This is a genomic window from Streptomyces sp. NPDC058872 (assembly GCF_042743065.1).
Taxonomy (GTDB): Bacteria; Actinomycetota; Actinomycetes; order Streptomycetales; family Streptomycetaceae; genus Streptomyces.
Map to the genome: position 1 here is coordinate 195116 of NZ_JBHYMK010000001.1, position 14852 is coordinate 209967.

At 71.5% G+C, this 14852-nt stretch carries 14 protein-coding genes; 7 read left to right on the forward strand and 7 right to left on the reverse strand.

The window, feature by feature from the left end:
* Nucleotides 1-5 precede the first annotated feature (5 nt).
* The gene (locus ACFW22_RS00890; protein WP_386396867.1) at nucleotides 6-422 is read right to left on the reverse strand and encodes a VOC family protein; all 417 of its coding nucleotides are present in this window, start codon (nucleotides 420-422) and stop codon (nucleotides 6-8) included.
* Between the two features lie 112 nt (nucleotides 423-534).
* Here ACFW22_RS00890 and ACFW22_RS00895 point away from each other — a divergent pair, with 112 nt between their 5' ends.
* Nucleotides 535-1170 carry a uridine kinase gene (locus tag ACFW22_RS00895; RefSeq protein WP_386396869.1) on the forward strand — a complete coding sequence of 212 codons (636 nt, stop codon included), beginning with the start codon at nucleotides 535-537 and terminating at the stop codon, nucleotides 1168-1170.
* Between the two features lie 74 nt (nucleotides 1171-1244).
* Here the strand turns inward: ACFW22_RS00895 and ACFW22_RS00900 are convergent, their stop codons facing one another.
* Together ACFW22_RS00900 and ACFW22_RS00905 are read right to left on the reverse strand one after the other, a co-directional pair.
* The gene (locus ACFW22_RS00900) at nucleotides 1245-2234 is read right to left on the reverse strand and encodes a carbohydrate kinase family protein (protein WP_386396872.1); all 990 of its coding nucleotides are present in this window, start codon (nucleotides 2232-2234) and stop codon (nucleotides 1245-1247) included.
* Nucleotides 2231-3160, reverse strand: a complete 930-nt coding sequence (locus ACFW22_RS00905) for a pseudouridine-5'-phosphate glycosidase (protein ID WP_386396874.1) — start codon at nucleotides 3158-3160, stop codon at nucleotides 2231-2233. Before ACFW22_RS00905 ends, ACFW22_RS00900 begins: the two co-directional genes overlap by 4 nt.
* A 270-nt stretch (nucleotides 3161-3430) precedes the next feature.
* Between ACFW22_RS00905 and ACFW22_RS00910 the strand changes: the two genes are divergently transcribed.
* Nucleotides 3431-3787 (forward strand): cupin domain-containing protein, encoded by a 357-nt coding sequence (locus ACFW22_RS00910; RefSeq protein WP_386396876.1) that lies wholly within the window; start codon nucleotides 3431-3433, stop codon nucleotides 3785-3787.
* Nucleotides 3788-3883: 96 nt separating this feature from the next.
* Here ACFW22_RS00910 and ACFW22_RS00915 read toward each other — a convergent pair whose 3' ends face one another.
* Nucleotides 3884-5119, reverse strand: a complete 1236-nt coding sequence (locus tag ACFW22_RS00915; protein WP_386397095.1) for an MFS transporter — start codon at nucleotides 5117-5119, stop codon at nucleotides 3884-3886.
* A gap of 219 nt (nucleotides 5120-5338) precedes the next feature.
* On the reverse strand, nucleotides 5339-5911 hold the full coding sequence (locus tag ACFW22_RS00920) for a methylated-DNA--[protein]-cysteine S-methyltransferase (protein ID WP_386396879.1): 573 nt from the start codon (nucleotides 5909-5911) through the stop codon (nucleotides 5339-5341).
* Nucleotides 5912-6171: 260 nt separating this feature from the next.
* Here ACFW22_RS00920 and ACFW22_RS00925 point away from each other — a divergent pair, with 260 nt between their 5' ends.
* The 5 genes from ACFW22_RS00925 (at nucleotide 6172) to ACFW22_RS00945 (ending at nucleotide 13178) form a co-directional block, all read left to right on the forward strand.
* Complete coding sequence (locus ACFW22_RS00925) at nucleotides 6172-7071, forward strand: MHYT domain-containing protein (protein WP_386396882.1); 900 nt, start codon at nucleotides 6172-6174, stop codon at nucleotides 7069-7071.
* A 69-nt stretch (nucleotides 7072-7140) separates the two neighbouring features.
* Nucleotides 7141-9273 carry an excinuclease ABC subunit UvrB gene (gene uvrB, locus ACFW22_RS00930; RefSeq protein WP_386396885.1) on the forward strand — a complete coding sequence of 711 codons (2133 nt, stop codon included), beginning with the start codon at nucleotides 7141-7143 and terminating at the stop codon, nucleotides 9271-9273.
* Nucleotides 9274-9426: 153 nt separating this feature from the next.
* Nucleotides 9427-10005, forward strand: a complete 579-nt coding sequence (locus tag ACFW22_RS00935; protein ID WP_386396888.1) for a TerD family protein — start codon at nucleotides 9427-9429, stop codon at nucleotides 10003-10005.
* Between the two features lie 99 nt (nucleotides 10006-10104).
* A complete protein-coding gene (locus ACFW22_RS00940; RefSeq protein ID WP_386396891.1) occupies nucleotides 10105-11940 on the forward strand; it encodes a TerD family protein in 1836 nt (611 codons plus the stop codon).
* A 230-nt stretch (nucleotides 11941-12170) separates the two neighbouring features.
* Nucleotides 12171-13178: a TerC family protein gene (locus tag ACFW22_RS00945; protein ID WP_386396894.1), complete on the forward strand. Its 1008-nt coding sequence runs from the start codon at nucleotides 12171-12173 to the stop codon at nucleotides 13176-13178.
* Between the two features lie 195 nt (nucleotides 13179-13373).
* Here ACFW22_RS00945 and ACFW22_RS00950 read toward each other — a convergent pair whose 3' ends face one another.
* Together ACFW22_RS00950 and ACFW22_RS00955 are read right to left on the reverse strand one after the other, a co-directional pair.
* Nucleotides 13374-14030, reverse strand: a complete 657-nt coding sequence (locus tag ACFW22_RS00950; protein WP_386396897.1) for an MBL fold metallo-hydrolase — start codon at nucleotides 14028-14030, stop codon at nucleotides 13374-13376.
* Nucleotides 14031-14075: 45 nt separating this feature from the next.
* A complete protein-coding gene (locus ACFW22_RS00955) occupies nucleotides 14076-14765 on the reverse strand; it encodes a maleylpyruvate isomerase family mycothiol-dependent enzyme (RefSeq protein WP_386396900.1) in 690 nt (229 codons plus the stop codon).
* Nucleotides 14766-14852: the final 87 nt, after the last annotated feature.

Consider the following 14852-nt stretch of genomic DNA (forward strand, 5'->3'; position numbering starts at 1 on the left):
GGTCGTCACTTCTCGGGGCAGAGGAACTCAAGCCTGTTCTCATGGCAGTCGGCGACGTAGAAGCGCCGGTGCCCCGGGAAGTTGTCGTCCCACGTCACCTCGACGCCCAGCGCGGTCAGCCGCTCGGCCAGGCCGTCGATGTCGGCGACCAGGATGCCGGGATGGCCCTTGCGGGAGGGGCGGAAGTCCTCCTCGACGCCCAGGTGGATCTCCAGGGAGTCCGCGCGCACCCACAGGCCGCCGCGTGCGGCGAGCACCGGAGGCTTCTGGATCTCGGTCATGCCCAGGACGTCCACGTAGAACCGGCGGCACACCTCCTCATCGCCGGGAGGCAGAGCGAGCTGCACATGGTGCAGTCCGAGACCGAAGGGCGATGCGGCCCCGGTCGTTTCGTACGGCAGCGCTTCCTGGTTTCGAGTCATCTGAACGGCCCCCTCCTGAGTGCTGACCGGGTGTCGGTCGGGCTCGGCCACCGTAGTGCCGCCGCTCCGCCCGGTGCACACCAGGGAGGGGAACGGGGGCAGGATGAGGGGCATGCGATACCAGGCGATCACGTGGGACCGGTTGGCGGAGGAACTCGCCCGTCACCTCGACGCGCCCGCAGCGCCGGTGGGCGACGGGTGGCTCAAGGTGGGCATCGACGGGCCGCCCGCCGCGCTCGGAGGCGAGCTCGCCGAGCTCCTCGCCAAGGAACTGCGCACGCGCGGGCGCTCCGTCCACCTGGTGGGGACGGACGGGTTCCTGCGCCCCGCTTCCCTCCGCTTCGAGTACGGGAAGCACGACCCCGACGCGTACTACAGCGGGTGGACCGACGTCGGAGCCCTGTGGCGGGAGGTCTTCGGCCCTCTGGAAGCAGGGGGCAACGGTCGGGTGCTGCCCGACCTGTGGGACCCGGTCACGGACCGGGCGACCCGCAGTCCGTACGTCACGCTGCCGCCCCGCGGGGTCCTGGTGCTGCACGGAGCTTTCCTGCTCGGCCACTGGTTTCCCTTCGACCTCACGGTGCACCTGCGGCTTTCTCCGGCCGCCCTCGCCCGGCGCACCGAGGAGTCCTGGACCCTGCCGGCCTTCGCCCGGTACGAGGAGGAGGTCGGTCCGGGCGAGGCGGCGGACGTCGTGGTGCGCGCCGACGACCCTCGGCATCCGGCCTGGACGGGAATCCGGCGGTAGCGACCACGGTCCTCGGCCCGTCACGCCCGGACTGCTGCATCGGCCGACCGCTCGTGGTGCCATTGCCCCGGCGGTCAGGTCTCCCGCTCCTCCACAGGCTCGCCCCTCCGGCTCCCGCGCCCGCGTGCCCGTCCTTCGCGCGCACGGTCGGACGGGACCGGGGGTCTGCCGCCCATGCGGGTGACCGCCTTCGCGCCCGCGCGACAGCCCGCCTCGGCGGACCGCACCGGATCCGCGCCCGCGAGCCGCGCTGCCAGGAACGCCCCGGTGAAGGCGTCGCCCGCACCCGTCGAGTCCACTGGCATGGCCGGGGGCGCCGTTACCCTCGCGGTGATCGCACCCCCCTCGGCGACCAGGGCGCCCGCCGCCCCGAGGGTGACCACGACCAGGGGAAAGAGCCGGCTCAATGCCCTCGCCGCCGACTCCGGCTCTCCACACCCGGTCAGAGCCTTCGCCTCGTCGGCGTTGGGCAGCAGCGTCTCGGCGCCTTCCGTCGCCGCGAGGAACCGGTCCGCGCCCAGTCCTGCCAGAAACCCCGCCGAGGCGGGATCCACGCTCACCGGGACCCCCGCGTTCCGGGCGTCGCGCAGTGCGCAGTTGGCCGCTTCCCGGCTTTGCGCGGCGAAGAACAAGTACCCCGAGAGGTGCAGCCGGGCCACACCGCCGAGCAGTTCCGTGGACCAGTCGGTGGGGGAGAGGCGCAGCGCGGCGCCGCTGTCGGTCAGGAAGGTGCGTTCCGCCGAGGCGTCCACGAGCGCGATCACGGTGGCCGTTGCGGCCTCCGCATCCGGGACGAGCAGGGGGCGTACGCCCGCCCTCCGCAGCGACCGCTCGTGCCAATCGACCGCGTCCGTCCCCACCCGGCCGAGCAACCGCACCTCGTCACAGCCGGAACGAGCCGCCCAGCACGCCGCGTTCGCCCCGGCCCCACCCGGGAGGGTCCGGATCTCCGCCGCGGTGTCCGTGGCGGGAGCGAGCGGCGCCCCGTGTCGGGCGACGACGTCGGTGACCACGTCCCCGATGACGAGCAGCGCTCGCCCGGGCGGCTTGGGCGCGCGACTCATCGTGCGCCTGCACCCGGCTTCCCCGCTGCGTAGGCGCCCGCGATGTGCGCCGCCAGGCGCACGTTGCCCCGCACCGCCGCGAGGTTGGCCTCCAGGGACGCCCCTTCCGTGTGGACCATCAGGTATGCGAGGAGGAACGGGGTCACGGCCTGCCCGACGATCCCCTTCTCCTTCGCCGCCGCGAGGCCCCGTGCCAGCACCCGGTCGTGCAGCCCGGGGTCCAACTGCTCCTCCGGGGGGACCGGGTTGGCGACGACGAGCGCTGCCCCGGGCCCGTCCAGCCGGTCCTGAGCCCGCATCACCGCTGCCACCTCCTCGACGCTCCGCACGGTCCAGTCGACGGGTTCGCCCGAGGAGGAGAGGTAGAAGCCGGGGAAGTGTGTCGTGCCGTAACCGACGACCGTCACCCCCAGGGTCTCCAGCCGCTGGAGCGTCGCGGGAACGTCGAGGATCGACTTCACCCCGGCGCACACCACGGTGATCCCGACCCGGGCGAGCAGCTGCAGATCGGCGGACTCGTCCTGCGTCTCGCTCCAGGCGCGGTGCACCCCGCCGAGTCCACCGGTCGCGAACACCCGTATGCCCGCCGCGTCCGCGAGTGCGGCCGTGGCCGAGACCGTCGTCGCCCCTGTCGCGCCGGTCGCCAAGGCGGGCGCCAGATCGCGGTGGCCCAGTTTCCGTACCGACGGGTCCGCGGCGATCCGGTGCAGGGCCGCGCCGTCCAGGCCGATCCGGGCCGTGCCGTCGATCACTGCGATCGTGGCCGGGACGGCACCCCCGGCCCGTACCGCCTCCTCCAGCTCCGAGGCCACGGCGAGGTTGCGCGGGCGCGGCAGGCCGTGGGCGATGAGCGTCGATTCCAGCGCGACGACGGGCCGGCCCTCGTGGAGAGCCTCCCGCACCTCTTCGGACACCTGTGTGGACATGCTCCATTCCTTGGCGCGCCCACCGGGCCCGCAAACCTCGTTGGCGATCTCCTGCCACGGCAGCGGGTGCCTACGGAATCCGTGACGGGAGGGCGTGCACGGGCAAGCAGCGGCCGCGACACCCCCGGGATGCCGCGTCGCAGGGCCGGTGCGGATTTCGTCGGTCTCTCGGATCCGGATGTCGTCGCTGGTGAGAGGCAAAGTGGAAGGAGATATTCCATCCGGTCCCGATAGCGGGACGCCTATCGGCTCCCGCTACAGTCACCGCCCATGACGACTCATGAGCCGCCCTCCTTCGCCGTGCACATTCCCGATGCGGAGCTCGAAGCCGAGCCCCTCGACCCCGCCCAGATCGTCTCCGGGACCCCCGAGGTGACGGGCAAGGTGCTGTGGGAGTCGTCCGACGGCAAGCAGGTGCGCGGCATCTGGCAGATCACCCCCGGGGTGGTCACCGACACCGAGGCCAACGAGCTCTTCGTGGTGGTGTCCGGCCGGGCGACCGTCGTCGTCGAGGGCGGTGACACGCTGGAGATCGGCCCCGGTGACGCCTGTGTGCTGCGGGAGGGTGACCGAACCACCTGGACCGTGCACGAGACCCTGCGCAAGGCGTACCACATCAGCCTCTGAAGCCCGGCGGGCGGGGCTCGGGGCTTCGGGCCGGAGCGGCGGGGCTTCGCGCGAGCCGTCGGCACGGCTCCCACCGGGGACGGGGCGCCCGGAGGGTCATGCCTTCCGGAGGGCCCCCCGCAGGGCGAGCGCGGCCATCGGCAGCAACAGGCACGCGGCGATCGCGTTCAGGGGGCCGTAGCCCGCCTGCGAGACGATCAGGCCCGCCGCCAGGCCACCGACCCCGGCGGCGGTGTTCATCACGAAGTCGGAGAGTCCCTGCACGGCGGCCCGTGCGGCCTGCGGCACCGAGTCGGTGAGCAGTGCCGAGCCGGACACCAGCCCCGCCGACCAGCCCAGGCCGAGCAGGAAGAGGCCCAGGGCGGTCCGCCCGTGGCTCGGCCCCGCGGTGCCCGCCACGAACGCCGCGGCGCCGATGAGCCCGACCGCGAGCCCGATGACCGACAGTCGGCCCAGTCGGTCGGACAGCCAACCCATCAGTGGCGAGAAGGCGTACATCCCCGCGATGTGCCCGCTGAGCACGAATCCGATCAGTTGGATGTCCGCGCCGTGGTGGGTGAGCGCCACCGGCGTCATCGACATGATCGACACCATGGCCGTGTGCGAGCCCGCGATGGTGACCAGGGCGAGCCGGGCCCTCGACGACGCGCGGACCGCCTGCATCCCGGCCCGTAGGGAACGCCCCTCCGGCACCCCGTCCGACCCGGCGTCGTGCAGCGCCCTGGCGGTCAGCAACGGGTCGGGGCGCAGCAGCAGGGCCACCACGACCGCCGCGACCACGAAGACGCCGGCGGCCCAGACGAACGGTCCCGCCGTGGCCGGTATGCCGAGGCCCGAGACGCTCTTTCCAGCGGGTGCGGCGACGTTCGGGCCGAGCACCGCGCCGACGGTGGTCGCCCACACGACGGTGGAGATGGCCCGGGCCCTGTGGTCCGGTTCGGCGAGGTCGGCGGCGGCGAAGCGGGCCGCCAGGTTGGCCGAGGACCCGGCGCCGAAGCCGACGAGTCCGATGAGCAGCAGCGGGAAGTTCCCCATGACCGCCCCGAGCACCACCACGCAGGCGCCGAGTGCTCCTATGGCATAGGCCAGGACGAGACCCGCGCGGCGCCCCCGCGACGCCATCATGGCGGCGAGGGGCATGGCGAGCAGGGCGGTGCCGGTCACCGATGCCGTCGACGCCAGGCCGGACAGCGCCTCGGTGCCGCTCACGTCCCGCGCCAGGACGGCGGCGAGGGCGAAGCCGATCGCGGTGCCGAGTCCTCCCAGGATCTGGGTGACGATCAGCACCGCCCGTACGCGCCGGCGAAGCGACGGCAGCGCGGAAGGACTGATGGGCGGGGCGGGCGCGGGGGGCGCGCCGGACGCGACTGCGTCAGGGGTGCTAGGGGTCTGGGTCACTTACCTGAGTGTGCCATCGGCCCTTCTCGATGGGAACGCCCCTCCGCGACCCGACGGCCTCCCCGTCCGTACCACCGGCGGCTCCCTGCGAGGAGGTGCCCGGCGGACGGCCGTCGCCGCCCGGAACCGGGTCCTCGCCATGGCGCGCCGTGCTCAGAACAGCGGTGCGGGAAGCACCCCTTCGAGCGCGAGGAGCTGCCGCTTCGTCTCCAGCCCACCCCCGAACCCCCCGAGACCGCCGCCGCTCTCCACCACCCGATGGCACGGGACCACCAGCGGCAGGGGATTGGCGCCCATCGCCGCCCCGACCGCCTGTGCCGCACCGGGCTGCCCCACGCGCCCCGCCAGCTCGCCGTACCCGACGACCGTGCCGTACGGAACCGTCCTTGCCAGTTCCCGCAACACCTGTCGGTTGAATCCGGTCGTCAGGCTCCAGTCCAGCGGCAGGTCGAAGGCCCGCAACCCGCCCGCGAAGTACCGGTCGAGCTGACGCACCGGCTCCGCGAGCCGCCCCGCGGCACGCTCCACCGCGCCGACGCCGAACTGCCCCGCCAACCGGTCGAGCATCCGCTCCCGACGTTCCGCGGTGGCGTGGAACTCGACCCGCACGAGGCCCCGTTCGGTCGCCGCGAGGAAGAGCGGCCCGATGGGGCTCTCCACGACCGCCCACTCCGTCGGGGCCGCTCGCTCCGGGCCGACCGGTCCCGTCTCCACCTCGATGTCCATGCCTCCACGGTACGGTCCGCCACCGACGGACCCGGAGCCCCGCCCACCGTCCCGGAACCGGTCCGGGGCTTCCGGCGTCGAACCGCTCCGGGGACCCCGGCGAGATCACGGAGCGGTATCGCTCCGGTCTCACGCGCGGAAATTCCCCGGTCACATGGGCGGGGGACCCCTGCCGCGCCATACCCTCGGCCCGGTAGTACTACCCAGCGGTACCGACTGTTTTCGGACAATGCTGCACCAGGGGTGGAGGACAGGGGCTCATGCAGGGCACGGTCGACGGATTCAGCTACGGGCTCGTCACGCCGGTGGCCGCCTTTCTCATGGCCTGTCTCGGCAGCGCCCTCGGCCTGCGGTGCACCACCAGATCGCTCCGCCACCACGACACCTTCAAGGCGGGCTGGCTGGCCCTCGGCGCGACCTCGATCGGCACCGGCATCTGGACGATGCACTTCATCGCCATGATGGGCTTCTCCGTCCAACAGGCGCCCGTCAGCTACGACCGCCCCCTCACCTTCGCCAGCCTGGGCGTCGCCGTGCTCATGGTGGGCGTCGGCATCTTCATCGTCGGATACCGCGGGGCGACCGCCCTCACGCTGGTCACCGGCGGCACCATCACGGGCCTCGGCGTCGCCACGATGCACTACCTCGGCATGGCCGGCGTGCGCCTCCAGGGCCGCATCGAGTACGACACGCTCACCGTCGTCCTCTCCGTGGTCATCGCCGTCGTGGCCGCCACCGCCGCCCTCTGGGCGGCCGTCTCGGTGCACGGATTCCTCACCAGCCTCGGCGCGAGCCTGGTGATGGGCGTCGCCGTGAGCGGCATGCACTACACCGCGATGGCCGCCGTCAGCGTCCACCTGCACGGTGCCGGGGCCCGTGCGGGAACCGGCGACACCGCCACCTCGCTGCTCCTGCCCATGCTGATCGGTCCTGCGGTCTTCCTGATCCTGGCCGCCGTCGTCGTCATGTTCGACCCGCTGCTCGTGATGGGCGACCCCGACTGGCAGCGGCCCGCCGTCCGGAGCGTGCACCGCCCCGGCGTGCCCGCCTCCGGCCACGTGCCGTCCTACGGGGAGCCCGCCAACTGGACGGCCCGCCCCGCCCGTCGCGCCGCCCGCCGGAGCGGCCCCCGGGGCGGGCACCGTTCGCAGGACTGGTGAGGGGAGCCCGGGGCAGGAGCAGGCGCGGATCACCACCCGAGTGTCAGTGTGGGGTCGTACGGTGGTTGCATGCGGCCCGTTTCCAAGATCGAACGTTCGGTGGCGCCCTTCGAGGTCGTCAGCGAGTACCAGCCCAGCGGCGACCAGCCGACCGCCATCGCCGACCTGGAGCGGCGCATCCGCGCAGGCGAGAAGGACGTCGTGCTCCTCGGCGCCACCGGCACCGGCAAGTCCGCGACCACCGCGTGGATGATCGAGAAGCTCCAGCGCCCCACCCTGGTGATGGCGCCGAACAAGACGCTGGCCGCCCAGTTGGCGAACGAGTTCCGCGAGCTCCTGCCCCACAACGCCGTCGAATACTTCGTCTCGTACTACGACTACTACCAACCCGAGGCGTACGTTCCGCAGTCGGACACCTACATCGAGAAGGACTCCTCCATCAACGAGGAGGTGGAGCGGCTCCGACACTCCGCAACGAACTCGCTGCTCACCCGCAGGGACGTCGTCGTCGTCGCCTCCGTCTCCTGCATCTACGGCCTTGGCACGCCCCAGGAGTACGTCGACCGGATGGTCCCGCTCAAGGTCGGCGAGGAGATCGACCGCGACCAGCTGCTGCGCCGTTTCGTCGACATCCAGTACGCCCGGAACGACCTGGCCTTCACCCGCGGCACCTTCCGGGTGCGAGGCGACACCATCGAGATCTTCCCGGTCTACGAGGAGCTCGCCGTCCGCATCGAGATGTTCGGCGACGAGATCGAGGCCCTCTCCACCCTCCACCCGCTCACCGGCGAGGTCATCAGCGAGGACCGCGAGCTGTACGTCTTCCCCGCCAGCCACTACGTCGCCGGCCCCGAGCGCATGGAGCGCGCGATCAACGACATCGAGCGCGAGCTGGAGGGCCGCCTCGCCGAGCTGGACAAGCAGGGAAAGCACCTGGAGTCCCAGCGCCTGCGCATGCGCACCACCTACGACGTCGAGATGATGCGGCAGATCGGTTCCTGCTCCGGCATCGAGAACTACTCGATGCACTTCGACGGGCGGGAGCCCGGTTCCGCGCCCAACACCCTCCTCGACTACTTCCCCGAGGACTTCCTCCTCGTCATCGACGAGTCGCACGTCACCGTGCCGCAGATCGGCGCCATGTACGAGGGCGACGCCTCCCGCAAGCGGACCCTGGTCGACCACGGCTTCCGCCTTCCGTCCGCCCTCGACAACCGCCCGTTGAAGTGGGAGGAGTTCCAGGAGCGCATCGGTCAGACCGTCTACCTCTCCGCGACCCCCGGGACGTACGAGCTCTCGCGCGGCGACGGCTTCGTCGAGCAGATCATCCGCCCCACCGGCCTCGTCGACCCCGAAGTCGTCGTCAAGCCCACCGAAGGCCAGATCGACGACCTGGTGCACGAGATCCGGCTGCGCACCGAGCGCGACGAGCGGGTCCTCGTCACCACCCTCACCAAGAAGATGGCGGAGGACCTCACCGACTACTTCCTGGAGCTCGGCATCCAGGTGCGTTACCTGCACAGCGACGTCGACACGCTGCGGCGCATCGAATTGCTGCGCGAGCTGCGCGCCGGCGAGTACGACGTCCTCGTCGGCATCAACCTCCTCCGGGAGGGTCTCGACCTGCCCGAGGTGTCCCTCGTCGCCATCCTCGACGCCGACAAGCAGGGCTTCCTGCGCTCCGGGACCTCCCTCATCCAGACGATCGGCCGCGCCGCCCGGAACGTCTCGGGGCAGGTCCACATGTACGCGGACCGGATCACCCCGGCCATGGAACAGGCCATCGACGAGACGAACCGGCGCCGCGAGAAGCAGATCGCCTACAACACCGAGCGCGGCATCGACCCGCAGCCGCTCCGCAAGAAGATCAACGACATCGTGGCGACCCTTGCGCGCGAGGAGATCGACACCGAGGAACTCCTCGGCAGCGGTTACCGGCAGGCGAAGGAGGGCAAGGCCGCAAAGGCCCCCGTGCCCTCGCTCGCCACCCACGGACCCCGGGCCAAGGGCGGCAAGGCCGGTTCCACGGTCGAGCTCGGTGACCGCCCGGCCGCCGAACTCGCCTCGATCATCGAGGAGATGACCGACCGGATGCGTGCGGCTGCGGCCGAGCTGCAGTTCGAGGTGGCGGCCCGGCTCCGTGACGAAGTGGGGGAGCTGAAGAAGGAGTTGCGGCAGATGAAGGAAGCGGGACTCGCCTGACCGGACGAGAGCGGACGGACGGTCCGGTGTGTTGCAAGAACGACACAAATCCGGACTGCCCCTCCGTGTCGTCAGTGCCCCTGCGTAAGGTGCCTGACAACCGCACGCACCGGAACGGCGGGCGCGGGGAACGCTAACGAGAGGGGCAAACGCGTGTCGGTCAACATGACCAAGGGTCAGGCCATCAGCCTGGAGAAGAAGGACGGGGGCAGCCTCAGCCAGGTGCGGATGGGCCTCGGCTGGCAGGCGGCGCCGCGCCGCGGTCTCTTCGGCTCACGCACACGGGAGATCGACCTGGACGCCTCGGCCGTCCTCTTCGCCGAGAAGCAGCCGGTCGACGTCGTCTTCTTCCGCCACCTCGTCAGTGACGACGGCTCGGTCAAGCACACCGGGGACAACCTCGTCGGCGGCGTCGGCCAGGGCGGCGACGACGAAGCGATCCTGGTGGACCTGCAGCGGGTCCCGGTCCACATCGACCAGATCGTCTTCACGGTGAACTCCTTCACCGGCCAGACCTTCCAGGAGGTGCAGAACGCCTTCTGCCGCCTCGTCGACGAGACGAACGGGCAGGAGCTCGCGCGCTACACCCTCAACGGCGGCGGCAACTTCACCGCGCAGATCATGGCGAAGGTCCACCGGGCCGGCTCGGGCTGGCAGATGACCGCCCTGGGAACCCCGGCCAACGGCCGCACCTTCCAGGACCTGATGCCCGCGATCCTCCCGCACCTGTAGACGCACGCCGACACCGCACACCCGCAGCTCCCGGAGGCACCAGCCCTCCGGGAGCTGCCCGCATGATCCGCGCCAAGAAGCACCGAGGGGACAGAGTCGATGACGGCCGAGCTGGTCCGGGGGCAGAACCACCCCCTGCCCGACACCCGCCTGGAGATCAGGGTGTCGGTCGCCCTCCCGGTCCTCGCCGGGGCCACCCTCGGCGATGAGCGGGGCACGGTCACGGGCGTCGAGCGGGTCGCCCATCCCGGCTCGCCCTCCCTCCCCGGTGTCGACGTCCCCGGAACGGCCTCGGCCGAGCAGCGCCTCGCCGTCGACCTGGACGCGGTCCCCGGGGCCGTCCACCGCGTCTCGATCTTCCTCGCCCTGCTCGGTGACGCCACCGGCTTCGGCACCCTCTCCGCTCCGTTCGTCGCCGTCACCGGCCGGGACGGCACCGAGATCGCCCGCTACACCATCACCGGCCTGGACGGGGAGTCCGCCGTCATCGCCCTGGAGCTGTACCGCCGGCAGGGAGCCTGGAAGGTCCGCGCCATGGGGCAGGGGTACGAGGGCGGGCTCGCCGCGCTCCTCGGCGACCAGGGCCTGGAGAACCCCGTGGGCCCGGCCGCGTCGATCCTGGCGACCGCGGGCCCGGTGCCCCCCGCGCAGGACAGGGCGACCGCGGGCCCGGTGCCCCCGCCCCCCTCGGGGGCGGCGCCGGCGTCCGGCGGTCGGATCGACTATGCGCATCCCCTCCGGACGACCCCCGGCCCGGCCTCCCCCTCCGCTCCTCCCTCTGCCCCGGAACCGCACCCCACCCCGCCGGTGCCGGTCGCCGGGGACGCCTCGGGCTGGTCCATGGACGAGCGCCTCTACAACCAGGTGTGGGGGATGTTCGAGGACCTGGCCCGTGCCGCAGCCGCCTATCGAAGCGCCTGTGACTTCGCGGATTCCCGGCTCGACCGAGAGCTCGACGAGACGCTCACCGACTACCGCGCCCGCGGCGGGGGCTCGAACGACGCCGCACGGGCCACCGCGCGCGCCCGGCGCGACGAACTGGTGGAGCGGGCCAAGGAGGTCCTCGACCGGGACCTGGACCAGCTCGCGGCCGAGGTCGAGGTCGTCGAACCGGCGCTGCCCGTCGCGTACGCCCGTTGGGACAACCCGGTCTGGCACGCCCCTCAGCCACCCGCCGGGGAGCCGATGGCCATCCGCCTCGGCGACCTGCACCTTCCCGAACGCCCCGGCCTCCGGATCCCCCTGCTCGTCCGGTTGCCGCTGGAGCGGGGGCTCTGGGTGGACTCCGGCCGGAGCCGGTCCACGGCCGCCGGTTTCCTCGACGAAGCCGAGTTGCGGCGGCTCGCGCTGGAGAGCGCGGTCGCCCATGCCGCCAGGCTCCTCGCAGCCCACCCGGCGGGCGGATTCACGCTCCACGTCATGGATCCGGCGGGGGCGGGCGCCGAGGCCCTCGCACCCCTCGTGGAGACCGGGGCCGCAGCTCCTCCCGCCCGGGGGGCGGCGGGCGTCTCGGCTCTCCTGGAACAGCTCACCGAGCGCGTCGACCTGCTCCAGATGGCTCTGCGCGGAGGGGCCGTCGACGCCTTGCCGCCCGGTCTGGACAGGGCGCGCCAACTGCTGATCGTCCATGACTTCCCGCACGGTTTCGACGAGCGGGCGGTCACCCGTCTGCGGTACCTCGCGGACGAGGGGCCCGCGGTCGGCGTCCACCTGCTGATGGTCGCCGACCGCGAGGACGCCGCCGCGTACGGGCCGCTGCTCGATCCCCTGTGGCGTTCGCTGCTGCGCCTGACCCCCGTCCCCGACGACCACCTGGCCGATCCATGGGTCGGCCACTCCTGGTCCTACGAGCCGCTGCTCCCCCCGCCCGGCAGCGGGATCCTCCGCCAAGCCCTTGCGAGGGCGGTTGCTGCCCGTCAAGCAAAAACGCTCTGAACAGGCGCTTTGGATCTTCTTTGCCCTTCTCTTTACCTTCTCTTGGTCTTTCGGGTACTCTCCTTGGTGCGGAGGGGAGTACTCCCCATGCGCGACGTACCCGTCAATACGGACGGATCGGCATCGATCTGATCCCGGGGCGTCGGCCCGGCGGCAGGCCCGCCGCTCGGGTGGAAGAGACCTCCGGCAGCGACGACGCTGATCAGTAGCCGTACGACGCCGGAGGCGCAGTGGACGTATCAATGACCCTGTGGGTCCTGACCATTCTCGGTCTGGGAGCCCTGATCGGTGCCGACTTCCTCATCGGGCGCAAACCCCATGAGGTGTCGGTCAAGGAAGCCGGCATCTGGACGATCGTCTGGATCGTGCTGGCGGCGCTCTTCGGGCTCGGCCTGCTGCTGTTCGGGAACGGTCAGGCGGCCGGCGAGTTCTTCGCGGGGTACATCACCGAGAAGTCGCTCAGCGTCGACAACCTCTTCGTCTTCGTGCTGATCATGGCGAAGTTCTCGGTCCCCTCCCACCTCCAGCAGCGGGTCCTGCTCGTGGGCGTGCTCATCGCCCTGGTGCTCCGTGCGGTCTTCATCGCCGCCGGTGCCGCGATCATCACGAACTTCTCCTGGGTCTTCTACCTGTTCGGCGCGTTCCTGATCTACACGGCTTGGAAGCTCATCCAGGAGGCGCGCTCCGGGGAGGAGGAGGGCGAGTTCGAGGAGAACCGCCTCCTCAAGACCGCCGAGAGGAAGTTCGGCGTCGCCGACCGCTACCACGGCACCAAGCTCTTCATCCGTGCCAACGGCAAGCGGGTGATGACCCCGCTGATGGTCGTCATGCTCGCCATCGGCACCACCGACATCCTGTTCGCCCTCGACTCCATCCCGGCCATCTTCGGGCTCACCCAGGACCCGTACATCGTCTTCACCGCCAACGCCTTCGCCCTGATGGGCCTGCGACAGCTGTACTTCCTGATCGGGGGCCTCCTCGAGAAGCTGGTGCACCTCAGCTACGGCCTGTCGGTGATCCTCGGCTTCATCGGAGTGAAGCTCGTGCTGCACGCCCTGCACGAGTCCGGGGTGCACGTTCCGGAGATCTCGATCCCGTTCTCGCTCGCGGTCATCTGCGGCGTTCTGGTGGTCACCACCATCACCAGCCTGATCGCTTCCAAGAAGCAGCAGGAGCGCGCCGCGGCCGAGGCCCCGGTCGCCCCCGAGGACATCGAGAAGGACAGCGTCGAGGCCTGAGGCCCGGATGCACACGACGACGGCCGACCGGTGCCCCGACCGGTCGGCCGTCGTCGTGCTCAGCCACCCGTGCTTCCCGTGCCGGCCGCGCGGCCCGTCCGGAGTCGCTCGGGCGGCGGTCGTCACCGTCCTGTACGCCAGGAGGGGGTCGACCGTCCGACGGGGCGCACCGTTCGGGGGCGGTGTGGCCGGGCGTCACCAACCGCGCTCGCGCCACTCCGCGAGGTGGGGCCGCTCGTCGCCGAGGGTGGTGTCCTTGCCGTGGCCGGGGTAGATCCACGACTCGTCGGGCAGCACCGCGAAGAGCTTCGTCTCGACGTCGTGGAGCAGGCTCGCGAAGGCCTCCGGGTCCTGCCAGGTATTGCCCACCCCGCCGGGGAAGAGGCAGTCCCCGGTGAAGACGTGGGGGTGGCCGTGCGGGTCGTCGTAGACGAGGGCGATCGAGCCGGGCGTGTGCCCGACCAGGCGGCGCGCGGTCAGTTCGACCCGGCCCACCCGGATCGTGTCGCCGTCCTCGACCAGTTCGTCGGTCCCGACGGGGATGCCTTCGGCGTCGTACGCGCCCGCATAGGTCCGGGCGCCGGTCGCGGCGACCACCTCGGCGAGTGCCTGCCAGTGGTCGCCGTGCCGGTGGGTGGTGACGACGGAGGCGATGCCGTCGTCACCGATCAGCGTGAGCAGCGTCCCCGCCTCGTTGGCCGCATCGATCAGCAGTTGCTCGCCGGTCGCCCGGCAGCGCAACAGGTACGCGTTGTTGTCCATCGGGCCGACCGCGACCTTCGAGATCATCAGGTCCGTCAGCTCGTGCACGTCCGCCGGACCGCCGACCTTCACCACTCCGCTGTACGTCATGGCCTCAGACTAGCCCCGGGAAGTGGCCCCGGACCCGGCCGTCGACTAAAGCGTCGGGAGTTCCGGCAGGGGGCCGCCCTCGGTCTTCAGCGCGGCGCCCTCCCGGCGGCCGGCGAGCCAGCCCAGGAGTTCGGGGGCGGTGCCGCTCACGGTCACCTCGGCGCCCTCCGTGGATCCGGTGGTCCAGCTGCCCGAGCCGTCCGTGGCGATGACCCGGGTGGGCGGCACGGTCGGGTTGCCCGTGAACCGTTCGGTGAGGAAGTCGATCTCCCGTCGGACGAATTCCTCCGGCAGGTCCTCCAGCTCGTAGCCGGCCCCCAGGTCCACGTGGTGCAGGGCGACCTCCACCCAGCGGCGGAAGGGGAGCCGGGAGGCGCTGTCGGTCACCCCGTTGCGGAGCTCGATCGTGCGGCTCCAGTCCGCGGGCTCGGCGCAGACGGCCTGGAAGCGCTCGGCGGTCTCGCGCACGTCGGCGAGCTGCACGTCCAGCGGACGGGCGGAGCCGTGCTCGATGTCCGCGTCGCGGGTCGCGGCGTCGGCATACATGGGGCGTCCCTGGAGGGCGTTCACCAGGGCGTCGGCGTTGCGTGCCAGGTGGGCGAGGACATGACCGCGGGTCCAGCCGGGGAGCCGTGACGGCTCGGCCACTGCCGCGTTGTCCCAGGAGGCGGCCGCGGTCAGCAGACGGTCGGTCGCCTCGCGCACGGAAACAAGGTCCTGTTCGTGATCGATCATGGCGCCGACCCTAGCGCCGCCACTCGTTCGGGTGAAGCGGGCTGCGAGCGACCGGAAATCGAATGTGCGTGCTATAGGCTCGACGGA